Source organism: Pseudomonas canadensis (genome assembly GCF_030980095.1).
GTDB classification, from domain to species: Bacteria; Pseudomonadota; Gammaproteobacteria; order Pseudomonadales; family Pseudomonadaceae; genus Aquipseudomonas; species Aquipseudomonas canadensis.
Genome location: NZ_CP133298.1, coordinates 3,594,967 through 3,619,209, shown reverse-complemented (window position 1 = coordinate 3,619,209; position 24,243 = coordinate 3,594,967). Strand labels below are relative to the sequence as shown.

Sequence of the window (24,243 nt, the reverse complement as noted above, 5' to 3'; positions counted from 1 at the left end):
TCCTATTAGCGCGAGGCTTGGGAAAGGGGGGCACGCTTGGCGTTGAAGCTTTTGTCGAAGCCCTGTGACACGTCGATATGCGTGAGCAGCAGGCCTTCTTTCTGGTAGGTGTCGGCGGTCGCTTGCAGGCCGCTGATGACCGCGTCGTCGATGGCGACCGGCGTCAGGTGGGTGTCCTTGGCGACTTCCACATGCACTGCCAGCGGCAGGCCGGTGATCTTGGCCTGGGCGGCCGCGTATTCATTGGGGTGCACGTTGGCCCAGGCATAGGCGCGGTCGAGACGGGCGACAAAGTCGTCCAGTTGCGGGCGCTTGTCGGCGATGGCCTGGCTGGTGGCGGCGAGGTACAGGTGATTGCTTAGCAGCTTGTTGCCGCTGATCAGCACGCGGGCCTGGCTTTGCGAGGTGACCACGGTGGTGTACGGGTCCCAAGTGGCCCAGGCGTCGGCGGTGCCGTTGTCCAGCACCAGGCGCGACTCGCTCGGCAGCAGGAAAATGAATTGCACGTCCTGGGAGGTCAGCCCGGCGGTGGCCAGGGCCTTGATCGCCAGGTAATGGCCGATGGAGCCACGCCCGGTGACAATCTTCTTACCCTTGAGGTCGGCGACAGTCTTGATCGGTGAATCCTTGGGCACCACCAGGGCGGTGGTGTTACGCCCTTCGGAGTGAATGATGCTGACCACCTTGAGCGACGCGCCGGCCCCCAGGGCGAACACGTAGGGCGCGTCACCGAGGGCGCCGATGTCCACGGCCCCGGCGTTCAAGGCTTCACCCAGGGGCGAGGCCGAAGGGAACTCCGACCAGCGGATTTCGTAGGGCACGTTTTTCGATTCGCCGGAGGCTTCCAGCAGCGCCTTGATGGTGGATTTCTGATTGGCGACCCGCAAGGGTTGCAGGTCGTCGGCGTAGGTGATGCCCGATAGTAGAGCGATCAGCAGGAGGGGCAGGGTCAGACGCATAAGAGAGGCTCCAGGCTAAGGGTTTTAGGTTGCAGTCGCCTCCGCCTGGAGAAGGGGTCGGCTGTTGGGAAGGCCCGGCAAGGGCATACCGTCAGATCACATAGAAACCATGGGTGCCGTCACGCGCCAGTTGGTCGACCAGGCCGAATTCCCAGTCCAGATAGGCCTGCATGGCTTCCTTGGGGTTGTCGGTGCCTTCGTACGGGCGGCGGTAGCGGTCGATGCGCGGTGAGGCCAAGTGAGTTTCACCTTCTTCCAGCGGCAGTTGCGCGTTGATCCAGCCGGCGGTGCCGTCCTGTAACAGGAACACCTGCTTGCCGGTGATGGCTTCGACTTCCGCCACCGCCAGGCGCGCCAGTTGGCTGCTGCCGCAGGTCAGCACGTAGCGTTGCGCGGCAGGCACTTTGGCCAGGGCCTGGGGCAGCTGTGCCCGCAGCGCCCACCAGGCACCGGGGATGTGACGTTTCACGTAGTTGGCGCTGGCGGTGAAGTCCAGCAACACGGTGTCGCCATGGCCGAGCCAGTCGGCGAGGGTGTGCGGACTGATCAGCTCGGCTTGGGCGGGCGTCGGTACCGGTGCGATCCAGGTGCCTTTCTCGCTGAAGTGCGTGGGTTGCAGGTTATCCAGTACGTAAACTTCCCAACCCAGCTGGGCCAGCCAGGAGGCGGACATGTTGGCGCGCACGCCATCGTCATCCGCGAGTACCAGCCGCGCGCCACGCACACTGGCGACGTGATCGGTTTCCTGCACCAACTGACCGCCTGGCGTGGAGCGCGCGCCCGGCAGATGCCCCGCTTCGAATTCTTCCGGCGTGCGCACATCGAACAGGTAGGTGGTACGCGTCGGTTCCTGCTGCCAGGCGTGCAGATCGGCCAGGGTGGCGCGGCCCACGCGGGCCTTGTCGGCAACCCGCCGGGCATCGGCGGCGGCGACCTGGCGATGCTCTTCCGAGGTCGGCGCAAAACGGCGCGACTGGCCATGGGCGAGTTTCTGCCCGGCCAGGGTCCAGCCAATGGTGCCGTTGCGTAGCGCCGACACCGGGTTGGCCACGCCGGCATTGATCAGCGACTGGGTGCCGATAATGCTGCGGGTGCGCCCGGCGCAGTTGACGATGATGCGGGTGGCCGGGTCCGGCGCCAGCTCGCGGGCGCGCAACACCAACTCGGCACCGGGCACGCTGATGCCGGTGGGAATGCTCATGGTCTGGTATTCGTCGAAACGCCGCGCGTCGAGCACCACCACATCGGCCTGGCTGTCGAGCAGGGCCTGTACTTCTTCAGCGGCCAGTGACGGTGTGTGCCGCTGGCTTTCCACCAGTTCACCAAACGCCTTGCTTGGCACGTTCACGTCGATGAACAGCTCGCCACCGGCCTTGCGCCAACCGTCCAACCCGCCTTCAAGCAGGCTGACCTGTGTGTAGCCCAAGGCGCTCAGACGCTCGACAGCACGGGCCGCCAGGCCTTCGCCGTTGTCGTAGACGGTGACCTGGGTGTCACGCCGTGGAATGCGTGAATACACCTCCAGTTCCAGTTTGGACAGCGGTATGTTCGCGGCGAACAGCGGGTGGGATTCGGCAAACGGCGCCTCTTCGCGCACGTCGATCAGGGCGACTTCTTGATGGTCCAACAGGGCCTGGCGAAGCTGGGCAAAGCTGCGGGTGGATGCGGTGGTCATAGGGCAGGGCTCTTTTCTTTGGACAAATCCCAGATATTCGGGAGGAAGGCGTTGGAATAACCGGAGATAAACAGTTTCTCGCTGCCGTCGGGCTGGTACACCGCCCGACGCACCGCACCGATGTTGGCGCCGTACACATGGATGCTGATGGACACCTGGTCGCTGTGGGCATTGCTGACTTGGTGGATGTCACCGACCTTGGGCGACACGGCTTCAACCTGGCCCGGCACCAACTGGATCGGTTTGCCTTCAGGCACCAGGCGGCCATCCGGCGCGCGCTCGAAGCCTTGGGAAAATTCGGCACCGCGCAGCATGCCGATCAGGCCCCACACCCGATGGTCATGAATCGGCGTGCTTTGGCCCGGCCCCCACACAAAACTGACGATGCTGAAGCGCTGGCGCGAGTCGGCGTGCAGCAGAAATTGCTGATAACGCTCGGGATCGGGCTGGGCGAACGCATCGGGGAGCCAGTCATCATGGCTGACCAGTTGCGCCAGCAGTTTGCCGCCCCGGTGCAACAGGTCGCCTTCGCGTGGATTGCCGTCGATCAATTCCGCCAGGGCGCCGATGAAGGCTCTGAGTCTTTCGGGATGCTTGGCCTGGGTCATGACAATTCCATGGTGTGGTCGGTGGTGATGGGTTTATCTAAGCATAATGTTTATAGTTAATATGCTATTTTTTAATGATTAGCTTATAGCTGAAGGTAATTTAGAACCGGTCTGAATAGCGTTAGACGTTATCGATCACAGCGCGGACTATCCAGATAGCTTTCCTGCAACTATGCTTCGCACACATCTTAATGACTGTTCTCTATGTGCGGCCCAAATGAAAATTGACGATATCGATGCCTTTGTCGAAGTGATTCGTTGCCAGTCCATTAGCCATGCCGCTGAGTCGTTGCAACTGACCCAGCCGGCCATTACCCGCCGTGTGCAGAACTTCGAGCAGGCGCTGGGCGTGGAACTGTTCGACCGTAATACCAAACCCCTCAAACCTACGCTGATCGGTACCCGCGTCTACGAGCAGTGCCGGCTGATCCTGCGCGAGATGGATGCCCTGCGTGAGCTGGTGGCCACCGACGCACCGCCCACCGGCGTGCTGCGCCTGGGTGTGCCGCAGACCATTGGCGATGTGGTGCTGCTGGATGCGCTCAAGCTCCTGCGTACCGAATACCCGGACCTGCGCGCTCAGGTCGCCACGGGCTGGGGCAGCCAACTGGTCGGCAAGATCGAGCGCGGCGAGTTGGATGCGGCTGCGGCGTTGTTCCCGGCGGGCAAGATCTTCCCGGACAACATCATCGGCGAGTCCATCGGCAAGATGGAACTGGTGGTGGTGTGTGCCAAGGCCCAACTGCCGAAGAAGCCTTGCAAGCTGGCGGATGTGTACCAGAACGGCTGGATTCTCAACCCGGACGGTTGCGGTTTCCGCGCAGGCTTGCAGCGGACCTTGTCCGACCAGGGGCTGGCATTGCGGGTGAACCTGGAGACTTTTGGCACTGAGCTGCAATTGGGCTTGGTGGCGGACGGCCTGGGTCTTGGCCTGGTGCCACGCCCGTTGCTGGAACGCAGCGCCCATCGTGAGCAACTGGCAGTGGTGCCGCTCAAGGATTTCAAGCCGGTGATGGACCTTTGGCTGATCTATCCGCACTTCCTGGGTAACCTGCAGGGGCCGGTGGATGCGTTTGGCAAGTGGGTCGCGGCCTCGTTGCACAAGATCAAGGATGCAGCTTGATATGAAAAAAAATAATAATTAGCTTAGATTAAAATGTGCTTTTTATTATTTTTTTGCATCCCCTAGGCTTGCCTGGAAGTCCTTAAGGCCATCCAGGAAGTTTTGCCATGAGCAGCGTCACCTCGATTTCCAGCGTTTCCACTAATGTTCGCCAGCGCGTCACTTCGGAAGAATGGGAAGTGCGCGTCAAACTGGCCGCCGCCTATCGCCTGGCGGCCTTGTACAAGTGGACCGACCACATCTACACCCACTTCTCCGCCCGTGTACCGGGCCCGGACGAGCATTTCCTGATCAATGCCTTTGGGTTGTTGTTCGATGAAATCAGCGCGTCCAACCTGGTCAAGGTCGACCTCGATGGCACCATCGTCGACGATCCTACCGGCCTGGGCATCAACTACGCCGGCTATGTGATCCACAGCGCCATCCACGGTGCACGCCACGACCTGCAAGCAGTGCTGCACACCCACACCCGCGACGGAATTGCAGTGTCAGCGCAAAAAGACGGCCTGCTGCCGATCTCCCAGCATTCCATTGGTTTCTCCGGGCGGGTGGCGTACCACGGGTATGAAGGCGTCGCCCTGGACCTGGACGAGCGTGAGCGCCTGGTCGCGGACCTGGGAGACAAGAGCGTGATGATCCTGCGTAACCATGGGTTGTTGACCGCAGGCGTCAGTGTCGAGCATGCGTTCCAGCAGCTGCAGCAGTTGGAGCGTGCGTGCAATATCCAGGTCGCGGCGCAGGCCGCGGGGAATGCGCAATTGATCTTCCCGCCGAGGGAGGTGGTGGAGAAGGTCGAGCAGCAGGCGAAGGTGTTTGCCAGTGGGGAAGGCCCAGGTGTGGCGCGGCATTGGAATGCGTTGATCCGGCAGTTGGAGCGCAGTGATACCGACTACAAGAACTGAATCTTCAGTGGGGGAGTTGGCTAACCAACTCCCCTGGGGATCAAGCCACTTGCTGGGCCTGCTCGCGCTCAGCGATCAGCTGGCGAGTGAGGGGAATCAGGCGCTTGCCATAGTCGATGGCATCATTCAACGGATCAAACCCACGGATCAGGAACGTGGTGATCCCCAGATCGTAGTAATCCACCAACGCCTCTGCGACTTGTTCAGCGGTGCCTACCAGCGAGGTGGAGTTACCCTGTGCACCGAGCAACCCCGCAATCCCCGTCCACAAGCGCTTATCCAGGCGCGACCCCTGCGCCGCCGCTGCGAGCAACCGGCGCGAGCCTTCATTCGGCGGTTCGCGCCGCACAAAACCATGTTTCTCTGCCAGCTCGGTCGCCTGCTGCAAGATGCGCTCGGCCCGTGCCCACGCCAGTGCTTCGGTCTCGGCAAGGATCGGCCGCAGCGACAGGCTGAAGCGAATGGTGCGTCCATGCTTGGCTGCTTCGGCACGCACCTGGGTCACGATCTCGCGCACTTGTTCGTAGGTTTCGCCCCACAGCGCATACACATCGGCGTGTTTGCCGGCCACTTCGATCGCGGCTTTGGACGAACCACCGAAATACAGCGGGATATGCGGCTGTTGCGGCGACTTCACGGTGGAGTGCGCGCCTTCGACCTGATAGTAGGTGCCCTTGAAGTCAAAAGGCTGTTCGCTGGTCCATTCCTGGCGCACCACGCTCAGGTATTCGTCGGTGCGGGCGTAGCGTTCGTCCTTGCCGATGTGGCTGCCGTCGGCACGCAGTTCGCGGTCGTCGCCGCCGGTGATGATATGCACGGCCGTGCGCCCACCGTTGAACACATCCAGGGTGGCGAACTGGCGCGCAGCCAAGGTGGGCTGGGCGAAACCGGGACGGTGGGCGATTAAGAATTGAAGTTTTTGGGTCACGCTGGCGGCGTGGGAGGCGATCAGTGTGCTGTCCGGGCTGTTGGAATGGAAGGCCACCAAGGCGCGGTCGAAGCCGGCGTCTTCGTGGGCGCGGGCCACGGTCTCTACGTAGTCGGGTTGCAGCGTAGGGCCGCTGCGCGGGTGGATTTCGGAAGCGTGATGGCCGCCAATGTAGCCGATGAATTCAATGCTCATGGTCTGTCCTTGTGTCGTGCGTGAGTGACACCTCCACCGGGCAGGGGGTCGGTTATTCGCCTCCAAAGTAGGTGGCGGGACCGAGGCTGTAAAATGCCGATTGGTTCTAACCTAATTATTAAAATGTTTAATCATGAGTTTGGCTATATATCAATAATTTGCATCTGCGCACCGTCCGCACGCGTCGGCAACACCGGTCGCCTTGGCTTAAAGCCCCACGCGTACCTCGGCACACAGCCCACCTTGCGGCCGATTGCTCAAGGTCAGCGAGCCGCCTATCGCCACGGCCAGTTGTTGTGCAATCGCCAACCCCAGTCCGGTGCCGCCCGTTCCGCGATTGCGTGAACTTTCGACGCGGTAGAATGGCTGCATCACCTGAACCAGTTCGTCTTCGGCAATCCCCGGGCCACGATCCAATACCTTGATCGACAATTCCCCGTCCGCCGTCGAGCCCACTTCCAATTCGGCACTGCCTGCAAACTTCAAAGCGTTGTCCACCAGATTCACCAGCACCCGGCGCAAGGCGTGGGGGCGCGTGTCGAACACGACGGCGCTTTTACCCGTGAGGCTGACCTGTTTGTGCATGTCCTGGTAGTCGAACACCAGGCTGTCGAGGAAGGCGTCGAGGTTGATCCGGTGGCTGGTTTCGGTCGCGCCGTGGACGCTGCGCGCATAGGCCACGCCTTCGCGCACCAGGTGTTCCATTTCGCCCAGGTCACTCCAGAGTTTGTCGCGTTCGGCGCAATCCTCCATGAACTCGGCGCGCAGTTTCATGCGGGTGATCGGGGTTTGCAGGTCATGGGAAATCGCCGCCAGGATCTGCATGCGTTCCTTGAGGTACTCGGCGATGCGTTTTTGCATCTCGTTGAACGCGGCCGCCGCGTGGGCGACTTCGGTGGGGCCTTTTTCGTCCAACGGCGTGGGGTGGGCGTTGGGATCGAGGGTTTCCACGGCGCGAGCGAGGCGGGTCAGTGGGCGGATGGCCAGGCGCACGGCGATCCAGGTGCAGCCCAGCAACAGTGCCAGCTGTAACACCAGCACCACCGGAAGCCAGTAGGCGACGGGCAGGGCGGCGGGGCGTACGTCGATCGTGATCGGGCTGCCATCGGCCAGGGTCAGGTGCACCTGGAAGTGTTTCTGCATGCCGGGAATGTCGCGCAAGGTCAGCGCGTAGTGTTCTCCCAGCGCGTCTGCGATGGAGGTGGCGGCCATGGGCACATCATCGCTGCTCATCGGTTCGCCGGTCTCGCCGGCGTTCAGCAGGTAGCGGTAGTTCTGCCGGTCGAGACGCGGCAACCAGCTGGACCGTTCGTTGGCCGGTAGCCGGTCGAGGATTGCCACCGAGGTGGACACATCGTTTTCCAGGTTGCCCAGCATGGCAGTGCGCGCACTGATGTAGCGCTCGTAGAACTGCGCACTGAAGGACAAGCCATGGGCACACAGCAGACTGATCAGGAAGATCAGCGACAGTTGCGACGCCAGGGTGCGCGGCCAGCGAAACCTTAGGCTCATTGCTCGGCCCCGAGGATTTCCACCGGCAGCGAAAACACGTAGCCCTCGCTGCGCACGGTCTTGATGTAGGCCGGTTCGCGGGCATCATCCAGCAGGCGTTGACGCAGGCGGCTCACCAGCAGGTCGATGGAGCGGTCGAACAGGTCGGCATCCCGCCCTTGGGTCAGGTTGAGCAACTGGTCGCGGTTGAGCACGCGTTGGGGGTGGTCGAGGAACACCCGCAGCAAGCGATATTCGGCACCGCTCAAGGCCACCAGGGTGTCGTCTTCGTCAAGCAGGTGGCGGGCGGTGGTGTCCAGGCGCCAGCGGCCGAAGCGGATCAGCCGTCCGGTTTCGCTGACCACCAGGTTCGGCGGTAGCATCCGTGTGCGGCGCAACACGGCGTTGATCCGCGCGAGCAATTCACGGGCGGCGAAGGGTTTGACCAGGTAGTCGTCGGCGCCCATTTCCAGGCCGATGATGCGGTCGGTTTCATCGTTGCGCGCGGTGAGCATCAGTACCGGAGTGGCCTTGTGCTTGCCCACCCGCAGTTCGCGGCACAGCTGCAGGCCGTCGTCACCGGGCATCATGATGTCCAGCACGATCAGGTCCACGGGAGTGGTGTCGAGGAAGCTGCGCATCTGGCGGCCGTCGGCGACCACGGTGGTGCGCATGCCGTTTTTCTTCAGGTAGTTGCCTACCAGTTCGCGGATCTCCCGGTCGTCATCGACGATCAGAATGTGATCGACATGATCCATGCTGCCTTCCTCGTTAAATACTCATTGGGGCGCAGTCTAGCCATTGGCGACGCCCTTGCCTTGTACCCTTTGTATTGCAGTGTATCTGGCGATAAGCAGATACACGACGATGCAAAATGGCGGGTGCGACAGGCTATGTTCATCAGTCAAAGGGCGTGCGAAGCCTTGCCCAGCAGCGTTTCGAACAGCCGCTGGACCTTTGGCTCATCACTGTGGGCCACGTTGAAACGCATCGAGTCACGCTGCGCCGGGTCATAGCCAAACAGCGCGCCGGGCGCCAGCACCATGCCTTGTTTTAATGCCGCCTGGGCCAACAGCTCGCCGTTGACCCCAGGCGGCAGGCGCGCCCAGATAAACATCCCGCCTTCGTAACCCATCGGCAATTCACAACCGCAACGCTTGAGCCATTGCTCCACGCGTCCACCGGCTTCCATCAAGCGCTGCACCATGCGCTTGCGGTGCTTGGCGTAGCTGCCTTCGCTGAGCATGCGGTACACGATTTGCTCGAACAGTTCGGACGTCACGCCGCCGCTCATCAGCTTCATGTTGGTGAGGTTGGCCGCCAGTTGCGGCGCGGCTACCACGAAGCTGACGCGGGCGTTGGCGCTGAGGATCTTGGAAAAGCCCGACAGGTAGGTGACCTGGTCCAGGCCGGCGAGGGCGGCCAGGCGCGGTGGTGGGTTGGGATGCAGGTCGCCGTAGAGGTCGTCTTCGACGATATGGCAGTGGTACTGCTGGGTCAGTTGCAGTAGGCGGAACGCCTGGCCGGGGCTGAAGGAGTGGCCGGTGGGGTTGTGCAACACGCTGGTGGTCAGGTACAGGCGGGGGCGATGCTCGGCCAGCAGGTGTTCGAGGGCCGTGAAGTCAAAACCGTCGGGGCGCCGCGGGATCGTCACCACCTTGACCCCGTGCAGGGCCAGGTTGGCGTGGAAGTTGAAATAACAGGGTGCATCGAGCAGGACTGTATCGCCGGGACGTGCCAGCAGTCGCATCAGCATGTCCAGGCCTTGCACGGTGTTGGGGGTGGTGATGATCTGTTCCACCGACACCGACAGGCCCTCGCCATGCAGCTTCTGTTGCAGGGCCTGGCGCAACGGCAGCAACCCGGCCGGTGTGCCCAGGCTGGCGATGCGCAGTGACGGCGCCCGCACCACGCTGCGCAAGGTCTGGCGCAGAGCTTCGCTGTCCAGCCAGGATTCCGGCAGGTGGCCGCCGCCAGGGCGCAGGTCGCCGTTGGCCGCGGCCAAGGGGCGGCGCAATACGCTGAGCAGGTCTTGAGGCAGCAGGTCCAACCAGTTCGCAGCGGGCGGACGCACGGTCTCCATCGCCACGAAATAACCACGGCCCTGGCTGGAAGTGAGCAGGTTGCGGCCGCGCAGGCGGTCGAGGGCTTCATTGAGGGTGAACTTGCTCACGCCCAGGGTCTCGGTCAGTTCGCGTACCGAGGGCAATTTGCTGCCGGGCGCCCATTCGCCGTTTTCGATGGCCTGGCTGAACGCCTCGACGATCTGTTGCACCTTGGGGGTGCCTTCTACAAAGGCGATGGCCGATACGAACACGTGATTTCCTTATCTTTGCTGGTGATTTTACCGGTAAAGTCAGGGCGGATTAGGCATCACTTTACCTGCCTTGCGCAATGCCAGCTGCCTAGACTGCGGGCTCTATCCTCAAGGTCCCCGGCCATGACAAGTGCGTTAACCCTTTCCTCGTTCCTGTATTTCCTGCTGTTTTGCGCCACCATGACGTTCAGCCCCGGCCCCATGACCCTGCTGCTGTTGAGCCTGGGTGTGCGTGACGGGTTGCGCCGTTCGATCCCGGCACAAATCGGCGCCAGTGTGTCGTACCTGATTTCGATCCTGATCTTTGCCGTGGGCTTTTCCGAATTGATCAAAGGCTATCCGGTGATCACCCAAGTGATCCAGGTGGTCGGCGTGGCGTACGTCCTGCACCTCGCCTACAAACAGTGGACCAGCAGCGGCGTGGTGATCGAACGGATCGGCCATGTGGAAGCGGCGCGCAACCTGTTCGGCAAGGGCTTGCTGACCGGTTTTTCCAACCCCAAGACCCTCATCATGTTCAGCGCGGTATTCCCGCAGTTCGCCGGGACAGGAGAGCACAGTTCGACGGTGGACATTGCCATCCTCGGGCTGACATTCCTGTTGCTGCAATTCGCCAGCGGCTGCCTGTATTGCTACTTCGGCCAGCGCATCAAGCATGTGTTGGAAAACCCCAAGCGTCGGGTGGTGTTGCAGCGGATCACGGCCCTGTTGCTGTTGGGCGTAGCACTGATGCTGGCGCGGGGCTTTGCCCACTGAGAAGTGAGCTTATGAGCGGTAGTGGCGATCTGCCGTTGCCCTGTTAGACTCCAGGCATTCCTCCAGGATCTCACCTCACCATGTCAGCTGCAGAAGGCACCGGACTTCCGCTCGCTTCACGGCTGTACAAATCCCGTACCCTTGGGCTGACACTCGGTTTTGTCTGTGTGGTGTTCGGGATGTATCCCCTGGACCCCGCTGGGTGGGTGTGGGCCTGGATGGTGATCAACGCGTTTGCCTGGCCGCATGTGGCTTTTCAGTTGACGCTGCGCAGCACCAACGCTCTGCGCAGCGAGCGGCGCAACCTGTTGTTCGATTCCTTTTGCGGTGGGTTTTGGGTGGGCGCCATGCACTTCAATCCGCTGCCCAGCGTGACTACCTTGTCGATGATGACGATGAACAACGTGGCCATCGGCGGTCCGCGCTTCATGCTGGCAGGGTGGGTGGCGCAGGCGCTGGGTATCGGCACCGCGTTACTGATCTTTGCACCCGCGTTTATCGCCGTCACCTCTCAGGGGCAACTCTATGCTTGCCTGCCAATCCTGATGCTGTATCCGCTGGCGTTGGGCTGGATCTGTTATCGCCAGGCGGTGACACTGGCGCGGCACAAGCGCGAACTGCTGGCCCTGAGCCGCACCGACAGCCTGTCCGGCCTGCTCAACCATGGCGCCTGGAAGGACCATCTGGAAATCGAATTCCAACGCTGCCGCCGAGGTCCTGCCGGCGCCGCCATCGCGTTGATCGACATCGACCACTTCAAGACCATCAACGACACCTATGGCCATGTCACCGGCGATATCGTCCTGCGCCAGCTCAGCAAAGTGCTGCGCCAGAACCTGCGTGCCACTGACCTGGCCGGGCGTTACGGTGGCGACGAGTTCTGTGTGATCCTGCCCGACATGCCGCTCAACCGCGCCACTGAAGTGATGGATGCCCTGCGTGACCGTTTCAACGCCCTGGCCTACGCCCAGGACCCGACCTTGCGCGCCAGCTTGAGCATCGGCCTGGCGCCGTATCAACCGAGCCATGCCGACTCCACCCAATGGCTGAACGATGCCGACCAGGCGTTGTACGAGGCCAAGAGCAGCGGGCGCAACCGCGTCAGCTCGGTACAGGGGAGTTGGTTGCGATCGATCTAGTGGAGTAGGGTGTGGCGGCACCTTTCAACAAAAACAAGGATCGGTTCATGCTCTTCACCTTCCCCCGTACCCTCCTGGCCGCCACCCTGGCCCTGTCCTTCGCCCTGCCGGCCTACAGCGCCGAACCCCATAAACAGATCCAGGCGCAATCCGAACAGTACAAGGCCGAGGCCCTGAAACTGCTGGAGCGCCTGGTGAATATCGACTCGGGCTCAGGCTATGAACCGGGCCTGACCCAAGTGCGCGACATTGCCGTGGATGAGCTGAAACAGCTGGGTTTCTCTATCGAGCTGGTGCCGGACAAAGCGGCCAACAACAGCCACGTGGTCGCCACCCTCAAGGGCACCGGCAAAGCCAAGATCCTGCTGATGGCCCACATGGACACAGTGTTCAAGGAAGGCTCGGCTGCCCAGCGTCCGTTCCATATCAAGGACGGCCGCGCCTACGGTCCCGGCGTGATGGATGACAAGGGCGGCATCGTCGCCGGCATCTATGCGCTCAAAGTCCTCAAGGACCAAGGCTTCAAGGACTATGCGCAGATCACCTTCCTGCTCGACGCCAGCGAGGAAACCGGCTCCGACGCCGCCTCCGACCTCATCCGCAAAACCGCCAAGGGCCACGACGTCACCCTCAACCTCGAACCCGGCCGCCCCGCCGACGGCCTCGTGGTGTGGCGCAAAGGCAGCGCCACCGCCGTGGTCGAAGTCAAAGGCAAAGCCGCTCACGCCGGCGTGGCCCCGGAACTTGGCCGTAATGCCGCCATGGAGGCCGCGCACCAGATCCTGCAACTGGGCAAGCTAGGGGATGAGGAGAAGAAAACCACCATCAACTTTACGGTGATCAAGGCGGGGGATCGTACCAACGTCATTCCTGACCAAGCCACTGCGAAGGCCGACGTGCGTGCGGCATTGCCGGAAGAGTTTGATCGCATCGAGAAAGACCTGGCGCGCGTCTCAGCGAACAAGCTCATCCCGGAGACCGAAGTGAAGACCAGCCTGCAGCGTGGGTTGCCACCTATGCCGCAAACGCCAGAGTCGGACAAACTGGTCGCGATCGCCCAGGGGATTTATGCGGAGTTGGGTAAGACGCTGACCATTGAAGGCAGCGGCGGGGCGGCGGATGCGAGCCTGTCGGCTGGGGTTGGGACGCCGACGTTGGATGGGTTTGGGATTGTTGGCGGGAATATTCATACGCCGGAGGAATATGCGGAGGTGGAGAGTGTGGTGCCGCGGGTTTATTTGCTGAGTCGGATGATTATGGAGTTGTCGAAGCGGTGATTTTCCGGTGATTGACATCCTTTTGTTGTGAGCAGGTGTGGTGAGCAGGCTTGCCCTGCGCTGGGCTGCGTAGCAGACCTAGAACAGTCGATGCCGATTTGCCTGAAATCCCCATCGCCTGGATTGGGGCCGCTGCGCGGCCCATCGCGAGCAAGCTCGCTCACCACAGGGGACTCCGGCGCCGACTCCCTGCGGCTGATGCCCAGAAAGCCAACGCACTCAATAGAAAATCCATCTGCAATCCCTCGCACTGTGTGATCAGGCGAGGGACTTTGCAGAGGTTTTCAGGTGATATCTGTAGAGCTTATCTCGCTGTTACGTGGGAGGTTTCAGCAGTTTTTGTGCGCGTTCGCCCCAGCACCAGACTGCACAACGCCGGCAGGAACAGCAGCGTCAACACCGTGCCCACCAACACCCCGCCAATCAGCACATAGGCGAGGGACGACCAGAACACCGACAACGTAAGCGGAATAAACGCGAGCGCCGCCGCCAATGCCGTGAGGATCACAGGCCTTGCACGCCGCACCGTGGCTTCGACGATCGCCTCTCGGATCGCCATGCCGTGCTCCTGGTTCTGGCGGATCTGGTCGGTAAAGATCAGCGTGTTGCGCATCAGGATCCCACCAATCCCGATCAAGCCCAGGATCGCGTTGAAGCCGAACGGCTGGTTGAACAGCAACAAGGTCGGCACCGCGCCGATCAACCCCAGCGGCGCCGTGGCGAAGACCATGAACATTACGCCGAACGAGCGTACCTGGAACATGATCACCGTAAGTGTCAGCAGGATCATGATCGGGAACAGCGCGGCCAGGGCGACGTTGGCCTTGGCGCTTTCTTCCACCGGGCCGCCGATGTCGATCTGGTAACCGGCGGGCAGCTTGGCGATCAGCGGTTGCAGGTCTTTGTACACGGCCATTTCCACGTCGGGCGGTTGCACGCCGTCAATGATGTCGGCGCGCACTTCCACGGTGGTCGCGCGGTTGCGGCGCTTGAGGATCGGTTCTTCCATCACCGCCTGGAAATGCCCGACCTGGGCCAATGGCACTGAGGTGCCGGCGCTGTTGGTCAGGGTCATGTTGTTGAGGTTGCCGAGGTCTTCACGTTGGCTGCCCTGGGCACGGGCGACGACGGAGACGGTGCGGTTGCCTTCACGCACTTCGGTGATTGGATTGCCGCTGAGCAAGGCATTGAGCTGGGACTTGACCTCGTTGGGCGTGAAACCCAGCAAACGCAGGCGGTCTTGATCCAATACCAGGCGATAGCCGCTGGTGCGCTCGCCCCAATCGAGGAAGGCGTCCTTGGTCAGCTTGTTGGCGGCGACGACTTTGCGCACGTCTTCGGAGACCCCGCGCAGCACGTCCACGTCAGGGCCGGACACACGGAACACCACGGGGAACGGCACGGGCGGACCGAACAGCAACTGCGTCACGCGCACCCGCGCCGCAGGAAACTCACCGGCGGCAATGCGTTCACGCATGCGCAGTTTCAAGGCGTCACGAGCGTGGGAGTCCGGGGTCTGCACGATCAGCTTGGCAAATGCCGGGTCCGGCAGTTCGGGGTTCAGCGACAGGAAGAAACGCGGTGCGCCGCCGCCCACATAGGTGTCGACCATTGTGGTTTGCGGCTCTTGCAGCAGGGCTTTTTCCAACTGCGCAGCCACCGCTTCGGTGCTTTTGAAGGCGCTGCCGGGCGGCATGTACACCTCAAGAATCAGCTCGGAGCGGTCGGAATTGGGGAAGAACTGTTTCTTCACCACACCCATGCCCAGCACGCACAGCACAAACGCCGCCACCACCAGTGCGGTGACCAGCCAGCGCCCACGCACGCAGGCTTCGACCAATGCCCGCAGCTTCTGGTAGTAACGCCCGGCATAGATTGCGTCATGGCCGCCAGGCACAGGCTTGATCTGCGGCAGCAGTTTCACGCCCAGAAACGGCGTGAACACCACGGCCACCAGCCAGGACGAGATCAGCGCAAAGCCGACGATCCAGAAGATGTTGCCGGCATATTCCCCGGCACCGGAGCGGGCAAACCCCACCGGCAGAAAGCCGATGATGGTGACCAGCGTGCCGGTCAGCATCGGCGCCGCCGTGGAACTCCAGGCAAAGGTGGCGGCGTGAATACGATCGAAACCTTCCTCGAGCTTCACCACCATCATCTCGATGGCGATGATCGCGTCATCCACCAGCAAACCCAGGGAAATGATCAGCGCGCCGAGGGTGATGCGGTCGAATTCACGCCCGGTCAGCAGCATGATCACAAACACCACCGACAAGGTCAGCGGCACCGCTGCTGCCACCACCAGGCCCACACGGAAACCCAGGGCCAACAGGCTGATCACCATCACCACCGCGAGGGCGACGAAGAATTTCAGCATGAACTCATTCACTGCCAAGCTGATGTTCTTCGCCTGGTCGGAGACCTTGGCGAAGTTCACGCCCAGCGGCAAATCGGCCTGGATCCTGGCTTCCTGGGCCTTGAGGCTCTTGTCCAGTTCCAGGCCGTTCCAGTGTTTCTCCATGATCACGCCCAGCATCAACGCGGGGTCGCCCTGGTGACGGATGCGGTAGCTGGGCGGGTCTTCATAGCCTCGGCTGACGGTGGCTACATCGGCGATGCGTAACACGCGGCCATTGACTTCCAGCGGCACGTTTTCGATCAGCGACAGGCTGTCGAACGCACCGTCGATACGGATATAGGCGCGGGCCCCGGCGGTCTCGACGAAACCCGACGGCGCCACGGCGTTTTGTGCGGCCAATGCAGCAAAAATCTGATCCGGCTTGATGCCCAGGGTTGCCAGGCGCTCGTAGGAAAACTCCACAAACACCCGCTGCGCCTGTTCGCCAAGGATATTGACCTTCTTCACCCCCGGCAGGTTGAGCAAACCCTGGCGCAGGTCTTCGGCCATCTGCACCTGTTGCCGATGAGGCAGGTGTTCGGCTTCCAGAGCGTACAGCGCGAAATACACATCGGAATATTCATCGTTGAAGAATGGCCCGATCACACCCTTGGGCAGCTTCGCGGCTTCATCACTGAGCTTTTTACGGGTCTGGTAGAACAGGTCCTGGATTTCGCTGGGGCGCGTGGACTCCTTGTAGGTCATGCGCATCGACACGAAACCGGGTTGGGCGATGGTCTCGACGCGGTCGTAGTAGTCCAGTTCCTGCAAGCGTTTTTCCAGGCGGTCGGCCACCTGTTCCTGCATTTCCTGGGCAGTGGCGCCGGGCCAGGCGGCGGTGATGGTCATCACTTTGACGGTGAAGGAGGGGTCTTCCGCGCGTCCCAGTTTGCCGAAGGAGAAGATCCCGGCGGCGAGGATCGCGATGATCAGGAACAGGGTGACCGCGCGATGTTTGACCGCCAGTTCGGAGAGGTTGATACCGCGCATGCTCAGTTGTCCTGTTTGCGGTTGAGGGCCAGTACTTGCGCGGGCAGCAGGCGCACGGCGTCACCGCTGTGCAGCAGGTGTGCGCCGAGGGCAACGATGACCTGGCCGGGGGCAACACCACTGTTGAGCAGCGCGTCTTCCTGGCCGAGGCTGGCGACGTTCACGGGAGCAAAGCTGACTTTGTCATCTGCGCCGATCAGCCACACGCCGGTGCCTTGTCCCGCGTCATGCAGTGCGCCGATGGGCACGCGGGTTTGCTCGGCCTGGCCGTTGCCTTGCAGGCGCACGGTGATGGTGGAACCGAGGGCGAAGCGGTCGACGGCGCCGTGCAGCACGTAGCGGGCACGGTAGGTGCGGGTGGTCGGGTCGGCGCTGGCAGAGAGTTCGCGCAACGTGGCGCTCACCGCTTGGTCAGGCGCGCCGAAGGGGAATGCCAGGGCTTTCTGTGAGGCCTGGTCGCGCTGGTTTTCCGGCAGGTTGACGATGGCTTCGCGGGCACCGTCGTGGGCCAGGCGCGCCACAATCTGCCCTTCGGCGACCACCTGGCCGCGATCCACACGCACGTCGGTGATGATGCCGTCGCCATCGGCTTTGAGCACGGAGTAGGTGCGACGGTTTTCGATCTGGCTGGCGTCGGATTGCGCCGAGGCCAGCTCGGCTTCGGCGACGCGCAGGTTGGTCGCGGACTGGTCGAAGATCTGCCGCGACACGGCGCCGGTATTGGCCAGGCGCTGGTAGCGGTTTTCGTCGTCACGACGCTGGCGCAGTTGTGCCTGGGCGGCGTTGACGCGGTTCTTTGCCGAGCGCAGGGCCAGTTCGAAGTCGCCGATGTCCAGCACCAATAGGGTGTCGCCACGGGACACGTGCTGGCCAGGATCGACCTTGCGTTCGATGACCTTGCCGCTGACCCGGAAACCCAGGTCGCTTTCGGTACGTGCCGCGACCACGCCGGTATAGGCGCTCTGTTGCGTGTCGGCGGCTTCGACTTTGGCCGCGAGGACCGGGCGCGGTTGAGGGACTTCGGCGGCGGTGTCGGCTTTGCTGTTGCAACCATTGAGGACCATCAATAGGGCCAGGGGCGTGAGAAGACGCAGGGGAAGAGGGTGCATGGCGGGCTCCGGGGATAACCGTTGGGCAAAAAATTATGGACATAATTTTTTACGCATATTATGGTCGAAATATAAATTAATCCAGCCCCCCGGATACACCTCATGACAAATGCCCCGGTCCCCTCGCGAAGCCTGCTGTTTTTACTGGTGGCCCTGACGGCACTGGGTGAGGTTTCGACCCAATTGATCATCCCTGGTCTTGGCGCCATCGAGCAGGCATTGGCAGCGCCAGCCGGCTCGGCATTGATGGCGCTGTCGGCATTTGTCGCTGCCTTTGGTCTCGGGCAATTGCTGTTCGGCCCGCTGTCGGACCGTATCGGCCGGCGTCCGGTGCTGATCGGCGGCCTGGTGCTGTACGTACTGGCGACCTTGTCGATGCTGTTGGTCCACGATATCCACCAGTTCATCGCCGCCCGCGTGCTGCAAGGCCTGGGCGCCTGCGCCGCGTTGGTACTGGCGCGCACGGTGGTGCGGGACGTATGGAAGGCCGAGGCGGGGCCTGCACTGGCCTTGACCATGATCGGCATGCTCTACGCCATTGTGGTGGCACCCATGGTCGGTGGCCTGTTGATCAAACTCTTCGGCTGGCACGCGCCGATCGTCCTGGCGCTGGTGATTGGCAGCGTAGTGTTGCTGCTGGCCTTACTGTTCTTTCGCGAGAGCAACCACTACCTCGATCCGAAGGCCGGCCACTGGCGCACCCTCGGTGGGCAATACCTGGATCTGCTCAAGGGCCGTCAATACCGTGCGTTCGCCGTGGCCTTGGCGTGCACCTATGGCGCGATGTTTGCGGTGATTGCCGGTTCTTCGGCGGTGTTTATCAACCTGCTGGGCTTCAGCACTCTTGAGTACGGGATCAATTTCGGCCTGATCGTGTCGATGCTCATCGTCGGTTCCACCTACACCCGACGCAATATCCTGCGCCTGGGTCCCCAGAGGATTGTGGCGATGGGCGTGACGATGGTGGCCATCGGCGGGGTGTCAGCGCTGATCATTTATGCGCTGTTTGGCCTGTCGGTACTCGGCCTGGATATTCCGATCGCGCTGGTCACCCTGGGCGGCGGCCTGGTGCTGCCAGGGTCGGTGACGGGTGGCGTCATGCCCAACGCACACCGTGCCGGTCTGGCGGCAGGCTTGATGGGGTTTGCGCAGATGTTCGGCGCCACCTGCAGCGGTGTCTTGCTGAGCCAACTGCGCGATGGCAGTGCCGCGCCGATGATCATCATCCAGGCCTGTTTTGCGCTGACGGCCTTTGTCGCGTTTCATCTGCTGCGTCAGCGCCAGGTCAAGGGATTGTCCTATACGTAGGACGATCCAGGCCGCTTTTGCCGGCTAGTGCCCAACGGCCAGCAGCCTTATGGTGTATGCACTTTGGAGGTACACCATGAAAAAGCTTATCGGCATCTACACCAGCCCTCGCGGCCATTGGGTCGGCGACGGTTTCCCGGTGCGTACGCTGTTTTCCTACGACACCATGGGCAAGCACATCAGCCCATTCCTGCTGCTGGACCACGCCGGTCCAGCGGATTTCACTCCGACCGAACAACGTCGCGGTGTCGGTCAACACCCTCATCGCGGCTTTGAGACCGTGACCATCGTCTACGATGGCGAAGTCGAACACCGCGATTCCACCGGCGCCGGTGGCACCATCGGCCCCGGCGACGTGCAATGGATGACTGCCGCCAAAGGCATTCTTCACGAAGAGTTCCATTCCGAAGCGTTTGCCCGTAGCGGCGGGGCGCTGGAGATGGTGCAACTGTGGGTCAACCTGCCGGCCAAGGACAAAATGGCCGACGCCGGTTACCAGACGATTGTCGATGGCGACATTCCGGTACTGCCGTTGGCCAACGACGCCGGGCAACTGCGCCTGATTGCTGGCGAGTTTGCTGGCACCCAAGGCCCGGCCCGCACCTTTACGCCTATCGACGTGTGGGACTTGCGCCTCAACGCCAGCAAGCCCGTCACTTTGGACCTGCACGAAGGGCGTAATACAGCCCTGGTGATCCTGCGCGGTACGGTGTTGGTCAATGGCGCGGAAGTTGCGCGCCAGGGGCAATTGGCGCTGTTTGAGCGTGATGGTCGCCAACTGACACTGGAGGCCAACGACGACGCCAAGGTGTTGCTGCTCAGTGGCGAACCCATCGACGAGCCTATCGTCGGGCATGGCCCGTTCGTGATGAATACCGAGCAGGAGATTCATCAGGCGTTTGCGGACTTTCAATCCGGTAAATTCGGCCAGATGCACATCTGACAGCTAGTGGTAATCCCCTGTGGGAGCGAGCAAGCCCGCTCCCACATTTCGTTTTGCGCTATACCCGATATCTCCAATTCATGCGATCTTCACGGCATTCACCCTGGAGTCGCCTGGATGCCCTCATTTATCGCTGATCACCCGATGTTGTGCGCCCTGGCGCTGATCTTTATCGACATTGCCGTGTGGCGCCTTATTTCCGTCAACCTCGCCAACTGGAAGCTCGCGGCGCGGTTGGCGATCTTTGCCGTGTACAGCGCCGTGCTGTTCAACGACGGCATGAACCCCATGCAAATGGCACCCTATGCGGACAACACCGCATTGCACCTGGCGGCCACTGCTTTGCAGATCGGCTGGTGGCTGTTCGCGGCGCGCACGCTGACGGTGTTGCTCGGTGCGGTGATGATGCAGCGCGTCGGGCACACCGGGCGCCTGTTGCAGGACCTGGTTGGCGCCGTGATCTTCCTGATCGCGATCATCGCCGCCATGGCCTATGTGCTCGACCTGCCGGTCAAGGGCGTGCTCGCTACTTCCGGCGCGGTGGCGATCATTGTCGGCCTGGCGCTGCAAAGCACGTTGAGCGATGTGTTTTCCGGGATTGTGCTCAACACCACCAAGCCGTATCAGATCGATGACTGGATCTCTATCGACGGCACCGAAGGCCGCGTGACCGATATTGACTGGCGCGCCACGCGTCTGCAAACCTCCCAGGGCAGCCTGGCGGTGATCCCCAACTCCCTGGCGGCCAAGGCCAAGATCATCAATTTCTCGCGCCCGGCGGACATGTTCGGCCTCTCGGTCAGCCTGCAAGTCAGCCCCCATGCGCGCCCGCAAACGGTGATCGAGGCGCTGGAGCGGGCGATGCAGGGGTGTCGGCCGCTGCTGGGCAAGCCGGCGCCGAGTGTGGCGTTCAAGACCTCGGCCAGTGTTGGCGTCGAGTATGAAATCAGCGGCTTTGTACCGGCCATGGCCCTCAAGCGGGAGGTGCGCAACCAGCTTTACGACCTGGCCTTCCGTCACCTGCAAGCGGCGGGCGTCGGCCTGCTGTCGGCCACTGAAAGCAGCGCGCCGCCGGCGATGTCCGCCGCACGCGCGCTGCTTGAGCGCTCGTCGATTTTCTCCACCTTGCGCCAGGAAGAGAAAGACACCTTCAGCCAGAACATGACCCTGCACACTTACCGTGCCGGCGAGATGATCCTGCCGGCCGGGGAGGTCAGTGATCATTTGTTTATCGTCGAATCCGGGGTGGTCTCAGTGATGCTGACCAAGGGCGGACACAAGTTCGAAGCCGGGCGCATGGGGCCGGCGGAGGTGATTGGCGAGGCGGGTATTCTGTCAGACCAGGCGGCGCTGGCGGATTTCTCAGCCAAGACCTTCTGCACCCTGTACCGCATCGAGAAGGAATACTTGAAGCCCTGCCTGGATGCGCGGCACGACATCAGCGAGGCCATGAAAACCTTGCTGGATTTCCGCCTGCACGCCGCGCAGGCCTTGACTCAGGACGCGCCGGTGGTACCCGTCAAGAAGGGTTTCCTGCAATGGTTGCGCAATCGCGGGTTGTAGCCGGTCAACGCGCCATGGCGATGCGATAGCGCTGGTCAAAGTCATTCGCCAATTGTTCCAGCGTTACATCCCCCAGCCGCGCCAGCAACAACGACTGAGCCTGGTCAAAGGCATCGGTCAGCGCTGCGTTCACCGCCTGTTCCACCAGGCATTGCGGGTGGTCGGTCGACAGGCCGATGGCAAATATCGACGGCGTGCCCAGGGCGTTGTGAATCTCCAGCAAGGTGATCTCACTCAGGGGCTTACCCAGGCTCCAGCCGCCCTGGTGACCTTTCTCCGAGCGTACATACCCTTTTTCCTTGAGCAGCCCGAGTGTGCGCCGCACCACAACCGGGTTGGTGCCGAGCATTTGCGCGATAGTCTCCGAGGTTGCGCGCTCTTCATGGCGACCCATGTGGATAAGTACGTGGAGCATACGCGACAGTCGGGTGTCATTTCTCATCAATAAACCTCAGGGTGATTCGGACCAAAGTATCGTTCGTAACCTAAAAAGTTGCGAGAGTCTTGACGCAGTATTTTCACGTAACATATGGTGTGTCGTGAAAGCATTCGGACAACCGAATGCATAAAGCAGGGATCACCATCATGATGTACGACGTCATTATCGTGGGCGGCAGCTATGCCGGTCTGTCAGCGGGCTTGCAACTGGCAAGGGCGCGACGCCAGGTGCTGGTGGTTGATGCGGGGCAACGGCGCAACCGTTTTGCGGCAACGTCTCACGGTTTCCTCGGCCAGGATGGCCAGGCTCCGGAGGCCATCGTTGCTCAAGGCCGCAGCCAATTGATGCAGTACCCGACGGTCACTTGGGTGCAAGACAGCGTGATTGAGGCGAGTGCAGAATCACAAGGGTTTGCCGTTCGCAGCGAATGCAACGGTACCTTTCACGCCAAACGCCTGATCCTGGCCACTGGGGTGGTGGACACGTTGCCCGCCATCGAAGGCCTCGAACAGCGGTGGGGCAAGCACGTTTTCCATTGCCCTTACTGCCACGGCTACGAGCTGGACAAAGGCCGCATCGGTGTGTTGGCAACTTCACCCCTGGCCATGCACCACGCACTGATGCTGCCGGACTGGGGCACCACCACGTTGTTCACCCAAGGCGTGTTCACCCCGGATGCCGAACAACAGGCGCAGTTGGATCGGCGTGGGGTCAGCGTGGAAAGCGGCGCGGTACGGCGCATCTTCGGCGAGCGAGCCGGCCTGCAGCTGGACGATGGCCGAGTGTTCAGCCTCGACGGCATCTTTACGATGTCTCGCACCCAAATCAGCCCTTTGGCCGCGCAACTTGGCTGTGAGTTTGACGACGGCCCCACCGGTGCTTACCTGCACACCAATGACATGCGCCAGACATCCATGCCTGGCGTGTTTGCCTGTGGCGATGCGTCCCTCGCCGCCGGATCCGTAGCGCTGGCCGTGGCGGAGGGCGTGCGCGCCGGAGTCGGCGCGCATTTTTCGTTGATCAACGGTTGAGGTACACCGGGCTGTCCGTGGACAACGAAGCCTTTACCGCCAGGTTCATGATCGGTGATCAACACTGCGCGCCGGCGGGTACAGCGTCTATTTGCTGTCAAGGAAGCCCAGTACGGCCGCATTGAACAACGCCGGGTCCTGCAGGAACGCAAAGTGGCTGGTGTTCGGCAGGATCAACAGGCCAGCACTTGGAATGGTCGCTGCCATGTACTCGGTGTGTTCGCGCTTGATTGCTTCGTCATGGTCGCCGTCGGCAATCAGGATCGGCGTCTTGATGCTCTGCAGTTGGGCGTCGGTCCAGTTCGGCTGGCTGGCCCACATATGGCTGATCTGCTCGACAAACGCGTCGTACTCTTTAGGCGTCGGCGACAGTTTGGCGTACTCCTTGCCAGCACGTTCGATAAAGGCGGCGAAGGTCGGATTTTTTTCCACGGCGTCCTTCACACCCGAGGTCTGGGTGTTGGCGGCGAAGGCGAATACTTTGCCGATACGGTCCGGGTGACGCAGGGCCAGGTCGATGCCGATGATGGCGCCGTCGCTCCAGCCGACGATATCGGCGCGGGGGATCTTCAGGTGGTCGAGCACGGCCACCACATCGTCGGCCATCAGGTCATAACCGTAAGGTTTGTCATCCCGCGAACTGCGCCCGTGGCCACGGCTGTCGATACTGATCACCGTGTGCTTGGCCGCCAGCGCCTTGACCTGGTTGCCCCAGTAATCGGAGTTGGACAAACCGCCATGCAGCAGCACCACGGGTGAGCCATGACCGGTGCGGGTGTAGTAGACCTTGATGCCGTTGACGGCAGCGTAGCCGGTTTTCGCGCCCGTCACGGCGGCGGGAGTCGGCGGCAGGGTTTCCCAGCGTTCAGCGGCTTGAGCCGCAGAAAAAGACAGCATCAGGCAGGCAACTGCCAACAGGCGACGTGACATAGCGGTTCCTTCTTTGCGATGAGTAGGGGCTGAACTCTAGCACCGGCTCCTGCACGACAAATACGCATTTTTGCCTATCAAAACCGGCCTTTCGAAAGAAAAAAATGCAGTTATATCAATGGAATAAAAGCATCTAAACGACCTTGTGGGCGATCAGGCCAT

At 61.7% G+C, this 24,243-nt stretch carries 20 protein-coding genes; 9 read left to right on the top strand and 11 right to left on the bottom strand.

Annotated features, from left to right (window positions below):
- Positions 1-5: 5 nt before the first annotated feature.
- From RB216_RS16460 to RB216_RS16450, 3 genes are all read right to left on the bottom strand, one after another.
- Entirely contained in the window at positions 6-959 is a 954-nt protein-coding gene (locus RB216_RS16460) for an ABC transporter substrate-binding protein (protein ID WP_028616637.1), read from the bottom strand.
- Positions 960-1,050: 91 nt separating this feature from the next.
- Entirely contained in the window at positions 1,051-2,634 is a 1,584-nt protein-coding gene (locus RB216_RS16455) for a rhodanese-related sulfurtransferase (RefSeq protein WP_308907563.1), read from the bottom strand.
- Positions 2,631-3,242: a cysteine dioxygenase family protein gene (locus RB216_RS16450; protein WP_028616635.1), complete on the bottom strand. Its 612-nt coding sequence runs from the start codon at positions 3,240-3,242 to the stop codon at positions 2,631-2,633. Before RB216_RS16450 ends, RB216_RS16455 begins: the two co-directional genes overlap by 4 nt.
- Positions 3,243-3,459: 217 nt before the next feature.
- On the opposite strand from RB216_RS16450, the gene RB216_RS16445 reads away from it, so the two are divergent.
- Both RB216_RS16445 and RB216_RS16440 read left to right on the top strand, forming a co-directional pair.
- Positions 3,460-4,365: a LysR family transcriptional regulator gene (locus RB216_RS16445; RefSeq protein WP_122684676.1), complete on the top strand. Its 906-nt coding sequence runs from the start codon at positions 3,460-3,462 to the stop codon at positions 4,363-4,365.
- Between the two features lie 107 nt (positions 4,366-4,472).
- Entirely contained in the window at positions 4,473-5,267 is a 795-nt protein-coding gene (locus tag RB216_RS16440; RefSeq protein ID WP_028616634.1) for a class II aldolase/adducin family protein, read from the top strand.
- Positions 5,268-5,307: 40 nt separating this feature from the next.
- On the opposite strand, the gene RB216_RS16435 is transcribed toward RB216_RS16440, so the two are convergent.
- From RB216_RS16435 to RB216_RS16420, 4 genes are all read right to left on the bottom strand, one after another.
- Entirely contained in the window at positions 5,308-6,390 is a 1,083-nt protein-coding gene (locus tag RB216_RS16435; RefSeq protein WP_068934286.1) for an LLM class flavin-dependent oxidoreductase, read from the bottom strand.
- A 207-nt stretch (positions 6,391-6,597) separates the two neighbouring features.
- Entirely contained in the window at positions 6,598-7,902 is a 1,305-nt protein-coding gene (locus tag RB216_RS16430) for an ATP-binding protein (RefSeq protein WP_068934284.1), read from the bottom strand.
- On the bottom strand, positions 7,899-8,639 hold the full coding sequence (locus RB216_RS16425) for a response regulator (RefSeq protein ID WP_028616631.1): 741 nt from the start codon (positions 8,637-8,639) through the stop codon (positions 7,899-7,901). Before RB216_RS16425 ends, RB216_RS16430 begins: the two co-directional genes overlap by 4 nt.
- 146 nt (positions 8,640-8,785) lie before the next feature.
- The gene (locus RB216_RS16420; RefSeq protein WP_308907562.1) at positions 8,786-10,198 is read right to left on the bottom strand and encodes an aminotransferase-like domain-containing protein; all 1,413 of its coding nucleotides are present in this window, start codon (positions 10,196-10,198) and stop codon (positions 8,786-8,788) included.
- 123 nt (positions 10,199-10,321) lie between these two features.
- Here RB216_RS16420 and RB216_RS16415 point away from each other — a divergent pair, with 123 nt between their 5' ends.
- From RB216_RS16415 to RB216_RS16405, 3 genes are all read left to right on the top strand, one after another.
- Positions 10,322-10,954 (top strand): LysE family translocator, encoded by a 633-nt coding sequence (locus tag RB216_RS16415; RefSeq protein ID WP_028616629.1) that lies wholly within the window; start codon positions 10,322-10,324, stop codon positions 10,952-10,954.
- Between the two features lie 80 nt (positions 10,955-11,034).
- Entirely contained in the window at positions 11,035-12,093 is a 1,059-nt protein-coding gene (locus RB216_RS16410) for a diguanylate cyclase (protein WP_028616628.1), read from the top strand.
- Positions 12,094-12,140: 47 nt separating this feature from the next.
- On the top strand, positions 12,141-13,370 hold the full coding sequence (locus RB216_RS16405; protein ID WP_068934355.1) for a M20/M25/M40 family metallo-hydrolase: 1,230 nt from the start codon (positions 12,141-12,143) through the stop codon (positions 13,368-13,370).
- Between the two features lie 304 nt (positions 13,371-13,674).
- Here the strand turns inward: RB216_RS16405 and RB216_RS16400 are convergent, their stop codons facing one another.
- Together RB216_RS16400 and RB216_RS16395 are read right to left on the bottom strand one after the other, a co-directional pair.
- A complete protein-coding gene (locus tag RB216_RS16400) occupies positions 13,675-16,758 on the bottom strand; it encodes an efflux RND transporter permease subunit (protein WP_308907561.1) in 3,084 nt (1,027 codons plus the stop codon).
- A gap of 2 nt (positions 16,759-16,760) precedes the next feature.
- Complete coding sequence (locus tag RB216_RS16395; protein ID WP_308907560.1) at positions 16,761-17,867, bottom strand: efflux RND transporter periplasmic adaptor subunit; 1,107 nt, start codon at positions 17,865-17,867, stop codon at positions 16,761-16,763.
- A gap of 102 nt (positions 17,868-17,969) precedes the next feature.
- Here RB216_RS16395 and RB216_RS16390 point away from each other — a divergent pair, with 102 nt between their 5' ends.
- The 3 genes from RB216_RS16390 to RB216_RS16380 all read left to right on the top strand — a co-directional run bounded on the left by RB216_RS16390 (position 17,970) and on the right by RB216_RS16380 (position 21,681).
- Positions 17,970-19,175 carry a multidrug effflux MFS transporter gene (locus RB216_RS16390; RefSeq protein ID WP_308907559.1) on the top strand — a complete coding sequence of 402 codons (1,206 nt, stop codon included), beginning with the start codon at positions 17,970-17,972 and terminating at the stop codon, positions 19,173-19,175.
- A gap of 76 nt (positions 19,176-19,251) precedes the next feature.
- Positions 19,252-20,118, top strand: coding sequence for a pirin family protein (locus RB216_RS16385; protein ID WP_028616623.1), 867 nt, complete (start codon positions 19,252-19,254; stop codon positions 20,116-20,118).
- Between the two features lie 117 nt (positions 20,119-20,235).
- Positions 20,236-21,681, top strand: a complete 1,446-nt coding sequence (locus RB216_RS16380) for a mechanosensitive ion channel domain-containing protein (RefSeq protein WP_308907558.1) — start codon at positions 20,236-20,238, stop codon at positions 21,679-21,681.
- A 4-nt stretch (positions 21,682-21,685) separates the two neighbouring features.
- Here the strand turns inward: RB216_RS16380 and RB216_RS16375 are convergent, their stop codons facing one another.
- Complete coding sequence (locus tag RB216_RS16375; protein ID WP_068934276.1) at positions 21,686-22,123, bottom strand: Rrf2 family transcriptional regulator; 438 nt, start codon at positions 22,121-22,123, stop codon at positions 21,686-21,688.
- Between the two features lie 143 nt (positions 22,124-22,266).
- On the opposite strand from RB216_RS16375, the gene RB216_RS16370 reads away from it, so the two are divergent.
- Positions 22,267-23,151, top strand: coding sequence for an NAD(P)/FAD-dependent oxidoreductase (locus RB216_RS16370; RefSeq protein ID WP_308907557.1), 885 nt, complete (start codon positions 22,267-22,269; stop codon positions 23,149-23,151).
- Between the two features lie 87 nt (positions 23,152-23,238).
- Here the strand turns inward: RB216_RS16370 and RB216_RS16365 are convergent, their stop codons facing one another.
- Entirely contained in the window at positions 23,239-24,081 is an 843-nt protein-coding gene (locus RB216_RS16365) for an alpha/beta fold hydrolase (RefSeq protein ID WP_028616619.1), read from the bottom strand.
- Positions 24,082-24,243: the final 162 nt, after the last annotated feature.